Below are 19,126 nucleotides of genomic sequence, written 5' to 3' on the forward strand. Positions count from 1 at the left end.
GGCGCGTCGATGATCAGGACAGCCCAGTTTCCGGTGAGCCGGTTAACCCGTGGTTACCACTGTGAATCGGTCCGGCAACCGATCGATCTCGGCGGCCCCGGCGGCGTCGACCGATACGGACACCGGCGTACCCGCGACCACGAACCCGTCGGCGGTGACCGCGCCGAGGGGCGCGCCGGCCATCGGGCGCAGGTCGACCGTGCCGCCCGGCACGTCGGGGTAGAGGCCGAGCGCCGCATGCGTGATCACCACGGCGGCCGCCGCCGACCAGGCCTGCGGGCGGCAGGAGGCCGGGTAGGGCACCGGGCGGCCGACCGCGTCGCGGGCGTCGCCCGACAGCAGTTCGGGCAGCCGGTTCTCGAACGGCTCGGCCGCCGCCAGCAGTCCCTCGGCGAGGGCGGCCGCCTCGGCGCCGAAGCCGTCGCGGGCCAGGCCCGCGATGACGACGGCGGTGTCGTGGGGCCAGACCGAGCCGCAGTGGTAGGACAGCGGGCTGAAGCCCTTGTCGGCCGACGACATCGTGCGCAGGCCGAACCCGGCCGACATCTCGGGTGAGGCGAGGAAGGAGGCTACCCGGGCCGACTCCTCGTGGTTGAGGATGCCGGTCCCGAGCAGGTGGCCGATGTTGCTGGTCAGCGCATCGACCGGCCGCTTGTCGCGGTCGAGTGCGAGAGCGGGGTAACCGCCCTCGACCCAGAACCGCTCGCGGAATCTGGTGGCCATCGCGGCGGCGTACGCGCGCCAGACGTCGCCGCCGGGGCGGCCGAAGGCGTCCAGGATCGCGGCGCCCTTGACGGCGGCCTCGTAGGCGTAGCCCTGGACCTCGGCCAGGGCGATGGGCGGGTCGGCCAGGCTTCCGTCGCGGAACCTGACCGAGTCGCCGGAGTCCTTCCAGCCCTGGTTGGCCAGGCCGCGCCCGCTGACGTCGATGTACTCCAGGAAGCCGTCGCCGTCGGGGTCGGCGTCGGTGGCGAGCCAGCTCAGGGCCGCCTCCATGGCCGGGAGCAGCGCCTCGACCTCCCCCTCGGGCAGGCCCCAGCGCCAGGCGTCGTGCAGCAGGCCGATCCACAGCGGGGTGGCGTCGATCGTGCCGTAGTAGGCGGCCGGGAGCCGGAGCCCGTTGACGGGCACCACGAACTCGCCCCTGCGGAGCTCGTGCATGATCTTGCCGGGGGCCTCGCCGGTCAGCGGGTCGTGCTTGACGCCCTGGCGGCGGGCCAGCACCCGCAGCGTGCCCCGCGCCAGGTCGGTGCCGAGCGGCAGCAGCATGCGGGCGGCCCACAGGCTGTCACGGCCGAACACGGTCAGGAACCACGGCACGCCCGCGCCGAGGAAGGTGTCGGCGGGGTGGCCGGTCTCGGTGAGGCGCAGGCCGGCGAGGTCGTCGAGGCTCTGCGCCACCAGACGGCCCAGCCGTCTGTCGGTGGCCTTCACCTCGGGCCGCGTCCACTCGACGGGGCCCGCCGGCGCCGCCACGACGGCGGCCGGGTCGGTCACCATCACGCGCCAGCACAACGTCGTGCTCTCGCCGGGTTTGAGGGCCACCTCCCAGCGCAGTTCACGTCCGTGAACCTCCGCCCCCTCCCCCGTCATCGCCACCGTGGTGCCGCCGGAGGCCCAGGTCAGCTCGCCGCCGACCGGGGTCACCGGTTCGGCGGCGTAACCCGACTTGACGGTCTCGATGGCGGCCAGGTCGCAGTCGACCCGCATGGCCACGGTCATGACCACGGGCATGGTGGCGGTCGAAGCGATGGTGATCTCCTCGGCCATGCCGTACGCGCGGATCTCGCGCAGCCGGTCGACGCGGACCACCGGGTCGGGCTGGACGTCGCCGAGCCAGCGCGCCAGCGAGGTGAACCGGCTGCGGCCGGGGCCCGCGGCGGCGTGCGCGATGGGCTCGGCCTCCCTGCCGTCGATCAGCAGGACCGCCTCGGAGACCACTCGCCGGTCGGCGTGGAAGGCCCCCTGCACCCCCGCCGCCCGTATCTGGCCGTCGGCCCCGCTGAGCGCGCTCGTGGGCGCCATGACGGTGCTGACCAGGTCGTGCAGGAGCGGCTGCAACCGGAGGTCGGTGGCAGAAGGGGTGTCGGCAGGCACGCGGTGGTCCTTCACGAAGTTGTGTCTTGACAGATCAAGAGCAGGGGTGCAGATTGCGAAACAATTCCCTAACTTGAACGATCAAATCATGCATTACTTCCGTTTGATCGTTCAACCCCCCGAAAGGTGCACAGATGGCCGACAAGGTGACGATCGCCGACGTGGCGCGCGCTGCCGGTGTATCTCGCCAGACGGTCTCCAACGCTCTGAACACCCCCGAGGTGGTCCGTGAGGAGACCCGCCGCCGGGTCCTCGACGTCGTCGAGGAGCTCGGCTACCGGGTCAACCAGGCGGCCCGCCAGATGCGGACCGGCCGGTCGCGGCTGATCGCCGCCCGCATCGACCCCGAGCAGGACGGCATCAACGGCTCGGTCGGCGACCGCTTCCTGCACGGCCTCACCGAGACGGCCGCCCGTGAGGGCTACCGGGTGCTGCTCTACACCGCCGACGGCGACGACGCCGAGACCGCCGCCTTCGACGACCTGCTCGGCGCGTACGAACCCGACGCGTTCGTGCTGATGGCCACTCACCACGGCGACCGGCGCACGACCTGGCTGGCCGAGCGCGGCGTGCCGTTCGTCACGTTCGGCCGGGCGTGGAGCGACCCGGCCGCCCCGCACTGCTGGGTCGACGTCGACGGCGCCGCCGGCACCGAGGCCGCCACCCGCCACCTGCTCTCCCAGGGCCACCGGCGGATCGGCTTCCTCGGCTGGCCCAAGGGGTCGGGCGTCGGCGACGACCGGCGTGAGGGCTGGCGGCGGGCGCTGGCGGAGGTCGGCCTCGGCGTCGCCGGGCTGCACCGCGAGACCGAGGACGACGTCGTCCCCGGCGAACACGCCGCCCGCGACCTCCTCGACCGCGACCCCGAGATCACCGCCCTGGTCTGCGCGAGCGACTCCCTCGCCCTCGGCGCACTGCACGTGGCGCGCGCCCCCGGACCCGCGTGGCTGGCGGGCGGCCATCCCCACCGCCCCGTAGCGGTGGTCGGGTTCGACGACACCCCGGTCGCCAGGGCGATCGGCCTCACGAGCGTCCGGCAGCCGCTGGCGGAGGTGGCGTCGAGCTGCCTGCGGCTGCTGACCCACCGGCTCGACGGAGGCGCGGGGGCGCCTCCGGAGTACCTCCTGCTTCCGCCCTCCCTGGTCGTCCGCGCGTCGGGCTGACCGGCCACCACCCCGAAGAAGAGAAACAAAGGAAACGCGATGAAGCGCAGCAACGTCCGGAAGGCGGCCCTGTCGACGGCCGTCGGCGCCGTCCTGTTGTCCTCCGCCGCCTGTGGCGGCGGCAGTGGGTTCGAGGAGACCGACGACCCGGCCGCGCAGCCGACCCAGGCCTCGGCCGGCCCCGCCCAGCTGCAGGTTCTCATCGGCTCCTCCGGCGACGCCGAGACCAAGGCGGTGACCGACGCCGCCGCCGCGTGGGGCGCGGCCACCGGCAACACCGCGACCGTGACCCCGGCGCAGGACCTCGGCCAGCAGCTCGGCCAGGCCTTCGCGGGCGACACCCCGCCCGACGTGTTCTACGTGGACGCCGGCCGCTTCGCCGACTACGCCAGCGTGGGCGCGCTGGAGCCGTACGGCGACAAGATCTCCAACGCGACCGACTTCTACGAGAGCCTGCGCACCACCTTCACCTTCGACGGCAAGTTCTACTGCGCGCCCAAGGACTTCTCGACCCTGGCGCTCATCGTCAACACCGACCTGTGGAGCAAGGCCGGGCTGACCGACGCCGACATCCCCACCACGTGGGACCAGCTCACCGCGGTCGGCGAGAAGCTGAAGGCCAAGGACATCACCCCGCTGGCGCTGGGCGACACGCGTGACCGGGTGGGTGCGTTCATGGTGCAGGCGGGCGGCTGGGTCACCAGCGCCGACGGGAAGACCGCCACGGCCGACTCCCCCGAGAACCTCGAAGCCCTGACGTACGTCCAGAAGCTGGTCAAGGACAAGACCGCCCAGTTCCCCAAGCAGCTCAGCGCGGGCTGGGGCGGCGAGGCGTTCGGCAAGGGCGCCGCGGCCATGACGATCGAGGGCAACTGGATCAAGGGCGCGATGACCAACGACTTCCCCGACGTGAAGTACAGCGTCCACGAGCTGCCGGCCGGGCCGGCGGGCAAGGGCACCCTGTCGTTCACCACCTGCTGGGGCATCGCCGCCAAGTCCAAGAACAAGGAGGCGGCCATCAGCTTCGTCGAGGCGATGACCACCGCCGAGCAGCAGATGACCTACGCCAAGGCGTTCGGCGTGATGCCCTCGCGCCAGTCGGCCAAGGACGCGTACACCGCCGAGTTCCCGAACGACGCCCCGTTCGTGAACGGCGCCGACTACGCCCACGGCCCGGTGAACGCTCCCAAGATGGACAGCGTGCTGGCCGACTTCGACACGGGCATCCAGCAGCTCACCTCCATCGCGCCCAAGACGCTGCTCGAGCGGGTGCAGAAGAACACCCAGGCCGCGCTCGGCGAGTAGGCAAGGCTCCGCGTCCGGCACTCATCGGGGAGGGTGCCGGGCGCGGTCATCCCGCGTAAGAGGAGGTACCGCCCATGCGGCTCTCGGCGAAGGCCAGGGAGAACATCGCGGGCTGGTTGTTCGTCGCCCCGGTGATCGTGATCCTGGGCCTGTTCATGCTGCTGCCGATCCTGATGGCGATGTGGGTCAGCCTGACCGACTGGAACGGCCAGGGCAGCCCGTTCAAGTCGGGCGTCCCGTTCGTCGGCTTCGACAACTACTCGAAGCTGTTCACCGAGGACGGGCTGACGCGGCAGGACTTCATGACCAGCGTGCGCAACAACATCTACTACGTCGGCATCGTCGTGCCGGTGCAGACGGTGCTCGCGCTGGGCCTGGCGCTGGTGGTCAACTCGCGGATGCTGAAGGGCAAGGGCTTCTTCCGGGCCGCGTTCTTCTTCCCGTCGGTGACCAGCTCGGTCGCGATCAGCGTGGTCTTCCTGTTCATCTTCGCCAGCTCCGGCGCGGTGAACAACCTGCTGGCGTTCTTCGGCGTCCAGGGCCCGCAGTGGTTCGCGGACGCGCGCGGCATCCTGCATCTGGTCCTCGGCGGCCTCGGCGTGGTCGACGTCGACAACCCGCCGGCGTTTCTCACCTCGGGCGGCCCGTTCGGGCTGAGCTGGTGGGACTGGCTGGCCGGCCCCTCGGTGGCCATGTCGACGATCATGCTGCTGGTCATCTGGACGACCTCCGGCACCTTCATGCTGATGTTCCTGGCCGCCCTCCAGGACATCCCGGTCACCCTCGAAGAGGCCTCGATGCTCGACGGCGCGGGCCGGTGGAAGCGGCTGCGCTTCGTCACGCTGCCGATGCTGAAGCCGACCCTGTTCCTGGTGCTGACCATGGGCATCATCTCGACCTGGCAGGTCTTCGACCAGGTGTACGTGATGAGCCAGGGCGCCCCCGGCAAGACGACGCTGACGCCGGCGTACCTGTCGTACACCCAGGCGTTCGACAGCTTCGAGTACGGCACCGGAACGGCCATCTCGTTCGTGCTGTTCGCGATCATCGTGCTGTTCACGATCGTGCAGCGGTGGTTGCTGAGGGAAAGGAACGCCTGATGGCCACCGTCAGGGCCAACCACGGCGCGCGGACCGTGGCGTCGACCTTCGTCGGCTACTTCATCCTCGTCTTCTTCGCGCTGGTCTTCCTCTATCCGTTCGTCATCCAGCTCTCGGCGTCGTTCAAGACCGAGCCGAACGCGGCGCTCACCCCGCTGAACCCGGTGCCCGACCCGTTCGTCACCGACGCCTACCACAAGGTGTTCCTCAGCACCGACATGCCGCTGTGGCTGGGCAACTCGCTGATCGTCACAATCGCGATCACGCTCGGCCGGGTGCTGCTCGACTCGATGGCCGGCTACGCGCTGGCGCGGCTGCGCTTCCGTGGCCGCAAGGCGCTGTTCTCGGCCGTGATCGCCATCTTGGCGGTGCCGGGCGTCGTGCTGTTCATCCCGAAGTTCCTGGTGCTCAAGCAGTTCGGGATGTACGACACGTACACGGCCCTGATCCTGCCGATCATCGCCGACGCGGGCGGCGTGTTCATCATGAAGCAGTTCTTCGAGTCGATCCCCCGCAGCGTGGAGGAGGCGGCCCGGATCGACGGCGCCGGCCCGTGGCGGACCTTCTGGTCGGTCGTGCTGCCGATGGGCCGGCCCGCGCTGATCACGCTGACGATCATCTCGTTCCAGAGCTCGTGGAACGAGCTCCCCCACAGCCTCGTGGCGGTGCAGAGCCCCGATCTCTACACGCTGCCGCGAGGCCTGGCGGTGCTGGTGAGCGGATCGCTGGGATCGGGCAACCAGTATCCGCTCAAGCTGGGCGCGGCGGTGCTGGCGACGATCCCGGTGGCGATCATCTTCGTGGTCTTCCAGCGTTACTTCGTGCGCGGCGCCAACGAGGGGGCCGACAAGTAGTACCAGACGGCGAGCTGGACCAGGGCCAGCACGAGGGCGAAGGGCATCAGCGCCTGCATGCCCACGCCCTGGCCCAGCGCCCCGGCCGTCCACGGCAGCAGCGAGCCGCCGATGACCGAGCCGCCGTTGAGCACCCCGATGGCGGTCGGCACCAGGCGGGCCGGGAGCAGCTCGGGCAGGATCGCCATGGTGGTCGGGAACAGCGGGCCGAGGAAGAACCCGAGCAGCACGAACCCGGCCACCGGCACCACGCCGAGCCAGATCAGGACCGTGCAGGCGGCGACGCCGACGCAGCACCACAGCGTCGTCCGCGCCGGGGTCAGACCGAGCCGTCCCGCGATCGGGCTGATCACGAAGCGGCCCGCGGTGAGCCCCGCCCAGTAGCCGCTGACCGCGTACCCGGCGATCAGGTGGCTCTCCAGGTTCACCTCACGCAGGTAGGAGTAGGCCCAGTTGCCCACCCCGATCTCCACCCCCAGGTAGACGGTGAGGAAGACCGACGCGAGCAGCACGGTCCTGCTGCGCAGCGCTTCCGGCAGCAGCCCTCGCTGCTTCTCCTCCTTCTCCTGTACGACCCTCTTCGGGAACGTCGCGTAGAAGGCGACGCCCATGAGGGCGGTCGCGACCGCCAGGCCCCACCAGACGACGGTCCAGGGGGCGTAGGTCAGGGTGAGGGCCGCGATGGCCGGGCCGGCCAGGGCGCCGACGCCGAAGAAGGCGTGCAGCCGGTTGAGCAGGGTGGCCGCGTCGGGGAGCGCCGCCAGGTGCACGTTCAGCACCGATTCGAGTACCCCCACGCCGTACCCGCAGAAGCCCTGGGCGACGATCAGCACCCAGAACGACGGCCGCGCCGCCGTGACGACGGCGGCGAGCACGAACACGCCGCTGCCCGCGACGAGGGCAAGCCGTAGCCCCAGCCGCTCGATGAGCGCGCCGTTGGTGAGCCCGGCCAGCAGGAACCCGGCCGAATTGGTGAAGAAGCCGAGCCCGATCAGGGCCTTGTCGACCCCGTAGTCGGCGATCTGGGCGGGTAACAGCACCCCGCCGACGGCGGCGCCGATCCCGACGAGCACGAACGCCGCGTAAGAGAGATAGATCGAGGAACGCATCCCAGGGAACCCCATCTGAGAGGAGTGGCGTGGGAGCGCTCAAGAACATTAACTCAAAAGCCGCCGTTGTTCCTCTTCGATGATCTGGTGCGCGAGGGCTTGTTCGGAGATGTCGACGGCGGCCGGGCTCGACTCGGCCAGATCGCTGCGGCGGGCGTACTCGTCGAACCGCTGGGTCTTGGCCGCGAGGATCTCCAGGAGCCGCTGGTCGACCGAGTCGACCGCGAGCAGCCGGTGCACCTGGACCTTCCGGGTCTGCCCCATGCGGTGGGCGCGCGCGATGGCCTGGGTCTCGGTCGACGGCTTGAGCTGCGGCTCACAGATGATCACCACGGACGCCGCCTGGAGGTTGAGCCCGACCCCGCCCGCCACGATCTGGCTGAGCAGGACGGCATGTCCTGTGGTGGCCGAGAACGCGTCGACGAGCTCCTGACGGCGGTCGGGATCGAGGTCGCCGGTCAGCTTGCGCTCGGTGCCCAGCCGCTCGCCGACGACGTTGAGCACGTCGCGGAAATAGGAGAACACGATCACCTTCAGCCCGTTGGCCTCGGCGTCCTCGACGAGCTCGGTGAGCCGCTTGAGTTTGGCCGACGTCGCCGGGTGGGCGAACGCGGCCCGGCGCATCCTCGGGAAGTGCCGGTCGGCCACCGCCTGCCGGTAGGCGTCGAGGTCGTCGCCGGAGAACTCGACCCACTCGTCGGCCTCGACCCGGTCGGGCAGCTCGTGCAGGACGTCTTCCTGGTTCCTCCGCAGGTAGGCGGCGGCGACCGACTTGCGGAACGCCTGCGGCCCGCCCTGGCTGATCTCCAGCCCCGGGTTGACGTGGGCGACCAGCGCGCGGAACTCCTCGACGCGGTTCTCCATCGGCGTCCCGGTCAGGAACAGCACCCGCTCGACGGTCTGACACCAGGCGGCCACCGCCTTGGCCCGCTTGGTGGCCGGGTTCTTGACGTAGTGGGCCTCGTCGACGACCAGCATCGCGACGGCCGCCGTGGGCGTCAGCCGATGGAGCCCGTCGAGCGTGGCGACGGCGACGCCGCCCTCCTGCTCCCACTCGTCGAGGGCGGCCTCACGGCGCGGCCCGTGGATCTTCTGCGCCTTCAGCGTGCTGCGCGCCTCGATCTCCCGGACCCAGTTGACGACGACGCTGGCCGGACAGACGACCAGGAAGTGGGTCGCCCCCTCGGCGGCGAGATGGGCGAGCGCGGCGATGGCCTCGATGGACTTGCCGAGCCCCATCTCATCACCGATGATCACCCGCTTCTGCGCCAGCGCGAACCGCGCCCCGAACGACTGGTAGCCGCGCAGCGAGACGCGGCGGAAGGCGTCGTCGAGCGGCTGCGCGTTCACCCGGGCCAGGACGTCGTCGGGCAGCACGCCCTCGGTGACCCGCTCCCCCGCGAGGTCGGCCAGCAGGGCGTAGTAGTCGGCCGACCGGAACTCGAAGTCGCCCCACGCCTCGGGACCACTCGCCGGCGGCCGCAGCAGATCGGTGATGACCTGCGGAAACTCCCGGCCGGCCTGAGCCGCCTGGTCGAGCGTCGCGTCGATCGCCTCGACGGCCTCGTAGGCCTCCGCCCGCCGCCGCCTGCTCGCGGTGAGCAGCCGCCATCGGGACCGGGCGGGATGCGCGGCCTTCAGGAGCGGGCTGAGGGTGGAGTCGACGTCGCGCGCGGCCCTGACGTGAAAGGGCAGCTCCGTGCCGGCGTCGAGCAGCCGCTTCAGCGCGACGACGAGCGCCTCGGACTTCCAGTCGTCCCGCTCGATCCGCACGCTCGCGAGCTGCCGCGCGGCCTCCTCGATCTGGTCGGCGGCGGCCCTGATCTGCCGCGCCGTCTGCGCCCCGACGCCGGGGAGCTCCTGGAGCCGGTAGGCCGACATGTCGTGGACCTGGAGGACCGTGGTGATGCCGGACCGTTCGAGGACGCCGGTGCGCAGCCTGCCGCCGGTGACGTCCTTGAGCCGGGCGACGGGCATGCGGGCGAGGTCGTCGCGGACGGTGTGCTTGCGGAGGGTGTCGAGGGCGGTGAGAGCCTGGGCCTGGACGGCGGCGTGGTCGGCGAGGAGGGTGCGGGCAGTGCGCACCAGTCCCTCGGCCACGCGGCAGAGGTCGTCGGCCTCGCGTACGCCCATGATCCCTCCTCTGCCCGGAAAGCTACCGAACAGGCCGGCCCGGTGGGTACGGTGCCGGCCATGACGGAACTCGCGCCCGGCGTCTACGAGAAACTCGTCACGGAAGGATGGCAGCGGCACCTGGCCGCCCACGGCGATTTGGCACTATCGCGCCATCTCGATCCGGCCGAGTCGGCCGACGTGCTGACCGCCCATATCGCCTCGCTGGTCCGGCGGCGGCTGCGCGCAGTGCGGGGCACCGACGAGGAGCAGCTCGCCGAACAGCTCACCATCGCGAACGAGCTGGCCAAGCTCGTCGGCGACCCCGGCGACCAGGCGGTCAACGATCTGCTGCTGGCGGTGACACGGACCCGTACCCCCGACGGGAAGGCGGTGTTCCCCATCCGGCCCAGCACTCCGCTCGGCGCCAGCGCGCTGCTGGTCAACGGGCACGGGCAGCCCAACGTGGGCAGCGAACTGCGCAAGGAGATCGGCTCCGCCGACCGGATCGACCTGCTGTGCGCGTTCATCCGATGGCCGGGGGTGCGCATCCTGGAACGGGAGCTGGCCGAGTTCGTGCACCGGGGTGGTGAGTTACGGGTCATCACCACGACCTATCGGGGGGCGACCGAACGACGGGCCCTCGATCGGCTGGCGGAGCTGGGCGCGACCGTCAAGATTTCGTACGAGACCAGAACCACCCGCCTGCACGCCAAGGCGTGGCTGTTCCGCCGGTTGTCGGGCTACTCGACGGCCTATGTCGGCTCGTCCAACCTGTCGAAGTCGGCGCTGATCGACGGACTGGAGTGGAACGTCCGGCTCTCGGCCATGGAGCAGGCGCACCTGCTCGACACGTTCGCGGCCACCTTCGAGGAGTACTGGGCCGATCCGTCGTTCGAGACCTACGATCCGGTCCGCGACCGCGACCTGCTCGACCGGGCGCTCGGCCAGGAGCGGTTCGCCGACCGGGAGATCCTCACCACCATCGACGTCCGGCCCTACGGCTATCAGGCCGAGGTGCTGGCCGACCTCGCGGCCGAACGGACGCTGCACGACCGGTGGCGCAACCTCGTCGTGATGGCGACCGGCACGGGCAAGACGATCGTGTCGGCGCTCGACTACCGGCGGCTGCGGGCCGAAGGCGCGGTCGACTCGCTGCTGTTCGTAGCCCACACGAAGGAGATCCTCGGGCAGAGCCGGGAGGTGTTCCGGCAGGTCATGCGCGACGGGTCCTTCGGCGAGCTGCTGGTCGACGGGCAGCGGCCCACCGAGTGGCGGCACGTGTTCGCCTCCATCCAGTCGCTGTCGCGGCTCGACCCCTTCGACGCCGACATGGTCATCGTCGACGAGTTCCACCACTCGGCCGCCACGACGTACACGCGGCTGCTCGACCAGGTCAGCCCGCGGGTGCTGCTCGGGCTGACGGCGACGCCGGAACGCTCCGACGGGCAGGACGTGCTGCACTGGTTCGGCGGGCGGATCGCCTCCGAGCTGCGCCTGTGGGAGGCGATCGAACGGCAGTTGCTGGCGCCGTTCCAGTACTTCGGCGTGCACGACGGCGTCGACCTGGCCGGTGTGCCGTGGCGGCGGGGACAGGGCTATGACCTGGCCTCGCTGAGCAACGTCTACACCGGGAACGACGCCCGGGTGCGGCTGGTGCTGCAGGCGCTCCGCGACAAGGTCGGTGACCCGCGCGGGATGCGGGCGCTCGGGTTCTGCGTGAGCATCGCGCACGCCGAGTTCATGGCCGCCCGGTTCACCGAGGCGGGCATCCCGGCGATGGCCATCACGTCGCGGACGCAGGACCGCGCGGCGGCGATCAAGGCGCTGGCCGACCGATCCATCAACGTCGCATTCACGGTCGACCTGTTCAACGAGGGCGTCGACATCCCGGCGATCGACACGGTGCTGTTCCTGCGGCCGACCGACAGCGCGACGGTGTTCCTGCAGCAGCTCGGGCGGGGGCTGCGGCTGGCCGAAGGCAAGGCGTGCCTGACGGTGCTCGACTTCATCGGCAACCAGCACCGGGAGTTCCGGTTCGACCGGCGCTTCCGGGCGCTGACCGGGGTGCGGCGGACCGACGTCATCGCCGAGGTCGAGGCGAAGTTCCCCACCCTGCCCGCCGGGTGCCACATCGACCTCGACCGCGAGGTCTCCCGGCTGGTGCTGGCCAACCTGCGGGCCACCATCAGCATGCGCTGGCCGGCCATCGTCGCCGAACTGCGCCACCTGCCCGAGGACACCCGCCTGGCCGGCTTCCTCGCGGCGACGGGGATCGAGGTGGACGACCTCTACCGAGGCAACCGCCTCGGCTGGTCGGACCTGCTGCGGGCGGCCGGGCGCGGGCTGCCCGCGGGGCCCGACGACAAGCGGATCGGGAACGCCCTGGGGCGCATCCTGCACATCGACGACGCCGAACGGCTCGACTTCATCGCCCGCGTCCTCCGGGGCGACACGGCCCAGAGCGTCCGGGAACAGCGGTTGCTCGCGATGTTGCGGACGACCGGCCTGGCCGACCTCCGCGAGCACCCCGACCGGGCCGGGGAACTCCTCGAACTGACCTCCCTGCTGGCCGAGCGCAGGCATCGGGTCACCCACGTCGCCGAGGGGGCGGTTCCGCTGCATGTGCATGCGACGTACACGAAGAACGAGGCTCTTGCCGCCTTCGGGGTCGCCAAGCCGGAACACATGCGGGAGGGCGTGGCCTTCGTGCGGGACGCGCGGGCCGACGTCTTCTTCGTGACCATCGACAAATCCGCCACGCATTATTCGCCGACCACGATGTATGCCGACCGCGCCATCACGGACACATTGTTCCAATGGGAGTCGCAGTCGGGACTCCGGCGGAACACCCCGACGGCCGACCGTTATCGTTCCGGTGAGACGACGGTGCATTTGTTCATTCGGGAGACGAAACAGGGCGCGCCGCCCTACCTCTACGCGGGGCCGATGACCTACCTGTCCGACGAGGGCGAACGTCCGGTCAGGTTCCGGTGGGAGTTGCGGCGCCCGTTGCCGCCGGACGTCTTCCACTTCGCGAAGGTCACCGCCGGATGAAAGTGGCCTGTTTCCGCGTCGGCCCGCGCCGGAGAATGAACCACTAAGCCGCGACTACCACGTCCGCGATCCTGGATTCGGGGGCGGGAAAGTTAGCGTTATGCGCTCTTTCTCTCCCCCATCCAAGGATTCCGCATGCATCCCCATCCCGTCCGGCCCGCCCGTGGGCTCGCCGTCGTGGCCACGATCGCGATCATCCTCAACCTGCTCGTCGAGGCCGCCGCCGTCTTCGTCAGCCTCGACCTCTACCAGAAGATCGGCGAGGTGATCGCGAGCCCGCTCGACTTCGACGTCGCCGAGGTCACCGACAGTGCGAGCCTCTACGACTTCACCGGCATCCTGCAGGGCGGCACCCTGCTGCTGGCCGGGATCTTCTACTGGGCCTGGCTGTTCCGGGTCCGCGCGAACGCCGAAGCCCTGGCCCCGCACGTCAAGCAGCGGCTCGGGCGACCCTGGCTGGTGCTCGCGTGGATCGTCCCGATCGTCTCGTTCTGGTTCCCCAAGCAGATCGTGGACGACGTCTGGACCGCCTCCGACCCGCAGCAGCGCAAGCCCGGCGGGCTGGCGATGGCCTGGTGGGTGACGTGGGTGCTGGCGGTGTTCGGCTCCAACCTGGTCGCCCGGTTCCTGATCGGCGGCACCGAACTGCCCGACCTGCGGAACGCCGCACTGGTGGAGATGCTGATCTACCCGCTGATCCTGGTGTCCGGGATCCTCGCCATCGTGGTGCTCAACCGGATCACCTCGATGCAGACCCTCCCCAGGCCCGTGCCGCCCTACCAGCCGGTGCCGCAGCAGTACCCCCACTAGGTCAGTGGCCGGGGTAGCGGTCGCGCGGGGCGCTGCCCCGGGTCATCTCGCTGACGAAGTCGTCGGCGAGGCGCTCGATCGTCTCGCGGCCCTCGACCCGGTCGATCCACCCGGCCGGGATCCGTACGCCCTCCGCGCCGAGCAGATTGCCGCAGACGGCGGCCGTGGAGTCGCTGTCGCCCGAATGGTTGGCGGCCAGCACGAGCCCTTCGGTGAACGACCCGCTGACGAGGGCGCAGTAGACGCCGATGGCCAGCGCCTCCTCGGCCACCCACGCCTCGCCGAGCGACTCGACCTTCTCCGGCGACGGCGGCCCGGTGTGGGCGAGGTCGACGGCGGCGCGCAGGGCGTCGGCCGTGGCGGCGTCGTCGACGAGCGGGAGGGTGGCCGCGACGGCGTTCTCCAGCGTGGTGTCGTCGACGAGGTGGTGGACGATCGCCGCCAGCGCGCCCGCCGAGGCGGCCGCCGTGGGGTGGCCGTGGGTGAACCGCGAGCATTCGGCCGCCCAGGCGTAGGCCTGGGCGGCCGGCCAGGGGCCGAGCCCGAAGGGGGCCGAGCGCATGACCGTGCCGCAGCCCTTGGAGTCGGCGGCGACGTGGCCGCGCAGGCCCGACAGGCAGGCGTTGCCGGGGGCGCGGCGGGCGTAGAGCCAGGTCTGCTCGCGTAACCAGCCGGTGCGGTGGAGGGCGTCGCCCTGGGCGGGCGGGGCCGGGTGGTCCTGCGTGTCGAGCCAGCGCAGGTAGGCGTGGCGGACGACCGACGGGACGTCGCCGAGGCCGCGTTCCCTGGTGCGGACGGAGCCTCTGATCAGACCCTCGACGGTGAACAGGGTCATCTGGGTGTCGTCGGTGACCAGGCCGTCGGTCAGGTCGGTGATGCCGCCGGGGCCGTGGGTGGCGCGGATCCGGTCGAGGGAGTCGAACTCGACGGGGGCGCCGAGCGCGTCGCCGATGGCGCCGCCGATGAGACAACCTCGGACGCGTTCGGGCTTCATGTGGTCTCCATCAGTCGGCAGTCCTGGAGAAAATACGCCCGCAGCGCCGGCGCGAGCACCTCCCCCGCCACCCCGTGCCACTCCCCGGGCAGCGTCCGCCGCGTCGCCCTCGGCAGGTGATCGGCCGCCAGCCGCGCCATGTCGGCCAGAACCCGCTGAAATTGCCGGCCGCGTCGATGACGATGAGCGCGGGGCCGCTGCTGGTGCGAGTGGCGGAGATCTCCACGCCGTCAGGTGCCAGGACCATGGGGGAATCCTTCCTCGAACAGGGACCCGAGCACGGCCAGGGCCGCGTCGACGCCGGTCCGGTCGCCCGACAGGATCAGGTCGAACAGCAGGCCCCGGGTCGCCGCCAGGCTCAGCCGCGCGTAGGCCGGCGCGCGGTCGGGCGGCACCCCGGCCGCCACGCACAGCTCTACCAGCGGGGGCAGCCAGCCGTCGACGAGGTCGGCGCGCAGGCCCTCGGTGTGGGGACGGCCCTGCATCGCGTGCGCCGACAGTTCGAAGAACAGCGGGCCGTAGACGAGCGCCTGGTCGACGAGCCGGTCCCAGTAGACGTCCCAGCCGACGCCGGCCAGCGCCTCCCGCTGGCGGGCCTCGACCTCTCGCACCACCTCGGAGAGCAGGCCCTCGCGGGAGCCGAAGTGGTAGATGAGCATGCGGTGGCTGGTGCCGATCGCGGTCGCGATGGTGCGCAGGCTGGCGTCGCCGACGCCGTGGGCGGCGAAGTAGTCGACCGCGCCGGCCAGCAGCTTGTCACGGGCGTTCACTTCTGGCCTTCAGCCCCTGCCCCTCCAGTTCCAGGTATCGGCGGGTCAGCCTACCGGCCAGCAGGTTCACCAGCGGGGCGAGCGGGCCGCGCTGTTCGATCACCAGGAGGGCGCGGGTGCCGCCGGGCGTGGCTTCGATCTCGTGGATTCCGGCGGTACGCAGCCCGAACCCCCCGCTGACCCAGGTGAACCGGCGGCCGTCGGCGAGCTCGGTCACCCGCCAGACCGCCTCCGGGAGGCGGGGCTGCCGGATCCGGGCCCTGCTGCCCACGCGGAGCGGGCCCGGGTCGAGCAGGTCGAGCGCGTCGACGGTGGGGGTCCATTCGGGCCAGCGGGCGATGTCGCTGAAGACCTCCCACACGCGGGAGGGCGGCGCGTCGATGACGACGGTGGATTCGTAGCGCATGTACCAAATGGTACAGACACTCGGAGATCAAGTCGCCGCACCCACGGTGAGCACGATGTTGGCGCGGGCATGCTCGGCCTCCATGTAGCGGATGGCCTCGGCGGTGTCGGCGAGTCCGTAGGTGCGGTCGACAGCCGGGACCATCAGGCCGCCGTCGGCCAGTTCCCGCAGGGCGGCCAGGGCGGCCCGGCCCGGCACGGCTTCGAGGACCACGATCTTCTCCCGGACGAAGCGGGCGGCCAGCCGGGCCCGGATCACGAGCCCGAGCGGGCCGAAGAGACTGCCGCCGGTGAAGACCCCGCCGCCGGAGATCACCAGCGTCCCGCCCGGCACGAGGGCCCTGCGCAGGTCGCGCAGCGACCGGTTGCCGACCAGGTCGAAGACCAGGTCGTGGCGGTCGCCGGTCAGCGCGAAGTCCTCCTTGCGGTAGTCGACGACGCGGTCGGCGCCCAGCCCCGCGACCAGGTCGGCGTTCCTGGTGCTGCACACCGCGGTCACCCGCGCGCCCCGGGCCTTGGCGATCTGGACGGCGAACGTGCCCACCCCACCCGAAGCCCCGTTGATCAGCACCGACTGCCCCTTCTCCAGGCCCCGAAGCCCTTGCAAGGCGGTGTTGGCGGCCAGTGGCATCGCGGCGGCCTGCTCGAAGGTGAGGCTTTCGGGCTTGCGGTCGACGAGGCCCGCCGGGACCGCGACGTACTCGGCGAACGCGCCGCCGAACTCGCCGTAGACCTCCTCGCCGGGCTCGAACCCCTCTCCCGACACGACGACCCCGGCGAAGTCGGTGCCCAGGATCGGCGCCTTGGGCGCGCGCAGCCCGAAGCTCAGCCGGGCCAGGTAGGGGTCGCCGCGCAGCACGTGCCAGTCGCGGGCGTTGAGGGAGGCGGCCATCACCTTGACCAGCACCTCGCCGGGTCCGGGCGTGGGCGCCGGGACGTCTCTGCACTCCAGGATGTCGGGCGGGCCGTAGCGGTCCTGCACAATCGCCTTCACGGGGGCTCCCCTCTCGATGGGTGTACGGCGTACACCTAGACCATAGGTGTACGCTGTACACCCGTCAAGGAGGCGACGACACATTGGCTCGACTCAGCCGGGAACGCGTTCTGGAGGCCGCCGTGGCCCTGGCCGACGAGGCCGGGCTCGACGGGCTGAGCATGCGCCGGCTCGCGACCGAACTCGGCGTGGTCCCGATGGCGCTCTACAAGCACGTCGCCAACAAGGACGAGCTGCTCGACGGCATCATCGACACGGTCGTCTCGGAGATCGACCTCACCCCCGTCGAGGGCGACTGGAAGCCGGTGATCAGGGGCCGCATCCTGGCCGCGCGTCAGGCGCTGCTGCGGCACCCGTGGGCGTCGGGGGCCATCGAGGCGCGGCGCAACCCGACGCCGGCGGTGATGGCGTACCTGGACTCGATCATCGGCCTGTTCCGGGCCGGCGGTTTCGGCGTCGACGAGGTCCACCACGCGATCCACGCCCTGGGCAGCCGCATCCTGGGCTTCAGCCAGGAGCTGTTCGACGACACCCCGACCGACCCCGACGCCCAGGAGCAGGCGGCGCACGCCATGGCGGGGACGTTCCCGTGGCTGGCCGAGATGGCGTTGCAGGTGGCCCACGACGAGAAGACGGTGGTCGGGTCGGGCTGCGACGACCAGTTCGAGTTCGAGTTCGCGCTCGATCTCCTGCTCGACGGGTTCGAACGCCTAAGAAAGGCCGGATGAAGTACGGTTTGTGCCGTGACGTTGCTGGCCGGCCGCTACCGGCTGCTCTCCCGCATCGGCCAGGGCGGTATGGGCGCCGTCTGGCGCGCCGTCGACGAGCTCCTGCGCCAGGAGGTCGCCGTCAAAGAGGTCCTGCTGCCGCGCGACCTCGACGAACCACAGCGGGCCGAGATGCGCGAACGCACCCTGCGCGAGGCGCGGGCCGCGGCGCGGCTGCGGTCGCATCCCTCGATCGTGACCGTCCACGACGTGGTGCTGGAGGACGGGCGGCCGTGGATCATCATGGAGCTGGTGCGGGGGCGGTCGCTCCAGGCGCTGCTCCGCAAGGAGGGGCGGCAGACGCCCGAGCGGGTTGCGGCGATCGGGGTGACCATGCTCGACGCGCTGACCGCCGCCCACACGATGGGCATCCTGCACCGCGACGTGAAGCCCGGGAACGTCATGGTCACCGACGACGAGCGGGTGCTGCTGACCGACTTCGGCATCGCCAGCGTCGCGGGTGACGTGAACCTGACGCAGACGGGCTCGGTGTCGGGCTCGCCCGGGTACATCGCGCCCGAGCGGCTGCGCGGGGAGCCCGACGGGCCGCCGTCCGACCTGTGGTCGCTCGCGGCGACGCTCTACACGGCGGTCGAGGGGAACGCGCCGTTCCATCGCGACAACCCGGCCGCGGTGATGGCGGCCGTGCTCATGCACGAACCGCATCCGATGCGGCGGGCGGGGCCGCTCGGCCAGGTGCTCATGGCGATGCTGGACAAGGACCCGGTCCGCCGGATGCCGGCCGGGCACGCCGCCGCGCTGCTGCGGGACGTCGCCGCAGGGTCCGGGGGCTTCGGGGGCGCCGCGCCGAAGACGGCTCCGTCGATGCGGCACGCGCCGAAGAAGAGGGCGCCGGTGTTCGCGGCCGCCGGGCTGGCCACGGTGCTCGTCGCCGGGGGCGGGGCCGCGTGGTGGTTCGGCACGGCCGACCGCCCCGTGAGCTCACCCACTCCGACGACCACGGCGGTGTCGACCGCCAAGGCCGCCAAAGCCACCGAGGCCGTCGAGGCGGCCAAGAAGGCGGTGCTCACCAGCAACCCCGAGGCGTGCGCCCTGGTGACCCAGGCGCAGATCCGCAAGCTGCTCGGGACGGCGGCCAAGCAGGAGTTCATGACGAACGACGCCTGCCAGTGGATGACCCCCGGCGGGGAGTACCTCCAGATCCAGAAGATCCAGCTCGACTCCGAGACCACGGCCCGGCTCACCTTCGACACCAGCCGCGCCACCGAGGAGGACGAGCCCAAGCGCGACCCGACGACCAAGCTCCGGCTCGGCGCGCGGATCGGGGACGCGACCATCGGCTGGACCCGCGACGCGGGGGCGTACAACCAGACCAGACTGGTGGTCCGCACGGCCAACGTGGCGATGTGGCTCTACTACTCGGGGCCGAAGAGCGGCTACGAGACCATCGACGCGTTCGCCAAGCTGATCATGGCCTCGCTGCACAAAGCGGGCTAGTGTCGTGAGTCGTTGATTCGTTTGCAGTAGCGTGCGATGGATTCGAGGATCTGGTCGGCGGCCTTGGTCCAGACATAGGGCCGTGGGTCGTCGTTCCAGGTCTCGATCCAGTCCAGGATGTCCTGGTTCAG

Annotated in this window: 15 protein-coding genes and 1 pseudogene; 8 read left to right on the forward strand and 8 right to left on the reverse strand. The window is 71.0% G+C overall.

The window, feature by feature from the left end; all coding sequences use genetic code 11:
- Positions 1–42: 42 nt before the first annotated feature.
- The gene (locus FDA94_RS07325; RefSeq protein ID WP_246059611.1) at positions 43–2,097 is read right to left on the reverse strand and encodes an amylo-alpha-1,6-glucosidase; all 2,055 of its coding nucleotides are present in this window, start codon (positions 2,095–2,097) and stop codon (positions 43–45) included.
- 134 nt (positions 2,098–2,231) lie between these two features.
- On the opposite strand from FDA94_RS07325, the gene FDA94_RS07330 reads away from it, so the two are divergent.
- From FDA94_RS07330 to FDA94_RS07345, 4 genes are all read left to right on the forward strand, one after another.
- Positions 2,232–3,260, forward strand: a complete 1,029-nt coding sequence (locus FDA94_RS07330; protein ID WP_137246265.1) for a LacI family DNA-binding transcriptional regulator — start codon at positions 2,232–2,234, stop codon at positions 3,258–3,260.
- A 39-nt stretch (positions 3,261–3,299) separates the two neighbouring features.
- Positions 3,300–4,565, forward strand: coding sequence for a sugar ABC transporter substrate-binding protein (locus tag FDA94_RS07335; protein ID WP_137246266.1), 1,266 nt, complete (start codon positions 3,300–3,302; stop codon positions 4,563–4,565).
- A 74-nt stretch (positions 4,566–4,639) separates the two neighbouring features.
- The gene (locus FDA94_RS07340) at positions 4,640–5,665 is read left to right on the forward strand and encodes a carbohydrate ABC transporter permease (protein ID WP_137246267.1); all 1,026 of its coding nucleotides are present in this window, start codon (positions 4,640–4,642) and stop codon (positions 5,663–5,665) included.
- A complete protein-coding gene (locus FDA94_RS07345; protein ID WP_137246268.1) occupies positions 5,665–6,519 on the forward strand; it encodes a carbohydrate ABC transporter permease in 855 nt (284 codons plus the stop codon). The genes FDA94_RS07340 and FDA94_RS07345 overlap by 1 nt, the downstream gene beginning before the upstream one ends.
- On the opposite strand, the gene FDA94_RS07350 is transcribed toward FDA94_RS07345, so the two are convergent.
- Positions 6,480–7,628 carry an MFS transporter gene (locus FDA94_RS07350; RefSeq protein WP_170990821.1) on the reverse strand — a complete coding sequence of 383 codons (1,149 nt, stop codon included), beginning with the start codon at positions 7,626–7,628 and terminating at the stop codon, positions 6,480–6,482. The two genes, FDA94_RS07345 and FDA94_RS07350, sit on opposite strands and share 40 nt — an antisense overlap.
- A 48-nt stretch (positions 7,629–7,676) precedes the next feature.
- The gene (locus FDA94_RS07355) at positions 7,677–9,761 is read right to left on the reverse strand and encodes a DEAD/DEAH box helicase (RefSeq protein ID WP_137246270.1); all 2,085 of its coding nucleotides are present in this window, start codon (positions 9,759–9,761) and stop codon (positions 7,677–7,679) included.
- A 60-nt stretch (positions 9,762–9,821) separates the two neighbouring features.
- Between FDA94_RS07355 and FDA94_RS07360 the strand changes: the two genes are divergently transcribed.
- Positions 9,822–12,797, forward strand: a complete 2,976-nt coding sequence (locus tag FDA94_RS07360) for a DEAD/DEAH box helicase (protein ID WP_137246271.1) — start codon at positions 9,822–9,824, stop codon at positions 12,795–12,797.
- A gap of 135 nt (positions 12,798–12,932) precedes the next feature.
- Positions 12,933–13,607, forward strand: coding sequence for a DUF4328 domain-containing protein (locus FDA94_RS07365; protein ID WP_137246272.1), 675 nt, complete (start codon positions 12,933–12,935; stop codon positions 13,605–13,607).
- 1 nt (position 13,608) lies between these two features.
- Here the strand turns inward: FDA94_RS07365 and FDA94_RS07370 are convergent, their stop codons facing one another.
- From FDA94_RS07370 to FDA94_RS07385, 4 genes are all read right to left on the reverse strand, one after another.
- On the reverse strand, positions 13,609–14,601 hold the full coding sequence (locus tag FDA94_RS07370; protein WP_137246273.1) for an ADP-ribosylglycohydrolase family protein: 993 nt from the start codon (positions 14,599–14,601) through the stop codon (positions 13,609–13,611).
- A gap of 230 nt (positions 14,602–14,831) precedes the next feature.
- A complete protein-coding gene (locus tag FDA94_RS07375; protein WP_137246274.1) occupies positions 14,832–15,371 on the reverse strand; it encodes a TetR/AcrR family transcriptional regulator in 540 nt (179 codons plus the stop codon).
- Positions 15,358–15,777 carry an SRPBCC family protein gene (locus FDA94_RS07380; protein ID WP_137246275.1) on the reverse strand — a complete coding sequence of 140 codons (420 nt, stop codon included), beginning with the start codon at positions 15,775–15,777 and terminating at the stop codon, positions 15,358–15,360. Before FDA94_RS07380 ends, FDA94_RS07375 begins: the two co-directional genes overlap by 14 nt.
- Before the next feature lie 27 nt (positions 15,778–15,804).
- Positions 15,805–16,770, reverse strand: a complete 966-nt coding sequence (locus FDA94_RS07385; protein ID WP_137246276.1) for an NAD(P)-dependent alcohol dehydrogenase — start codon at positions 16,768–16,770, stop codon at positions 15,805–15,807.
- Positions 16,771–16,853: 83 nt separating this feature from the next.
- On the opposite strand from FDA94_RS07385, the gene FDA94_RS07390 reads away from it, so the two are divergent.
- Both FDA94_RS07390 and FDA94_RS07395 read left to right on the forward strand, forming a co-directional pair.
- Positions 16,854–17,498: a TetR/AcrR family transcriptional regulator C-terminal domain-containing protein gene (locus tag FDA94_RS07390; RefSeq protein ID WP_212735215.1), complete on the forward strand. Its 645-nt coding sequence runs from the start codon at positions 16,854–16,856 to the stop codon at positions 17,496–17,498.
- Positions 17,499–17,513: 15 nt separating this feature from the next.
- Positions 17,514–18,995: a serine/threonine-protein kinase gene (locus FDA94_RS07395; RefSeq protein WP_137246277.1), complete on the forward strand. Its 1,482-nt coding sequence runs from the start codon at positions 17,514–17,516 to the stop codon at positions 18,993–18,995.
- Here FDA94_RS07395 and FDA94_RS07400 read toward each other — a convergent pair.
- Positions 18,992–19,126 (reverse strand): annotated as a pseudogene (locus tag FDA94_RS07400) (IS630 family transposase); the annotation flags it as partial. The gene FDA94_RS07395 and the pseudogene FDA94_RS07400 overlap by 4 nt on opposite strands.

The organism is Herbidospora galbida (assembly GCF_005233835.1).
Taxonomy (GTDB): Bacteria; Actinomycetota; Actinomycetes; order Streptosporangiales; family Streptosporangiaceae; genus Herbidospora; species Herbidospora galbida.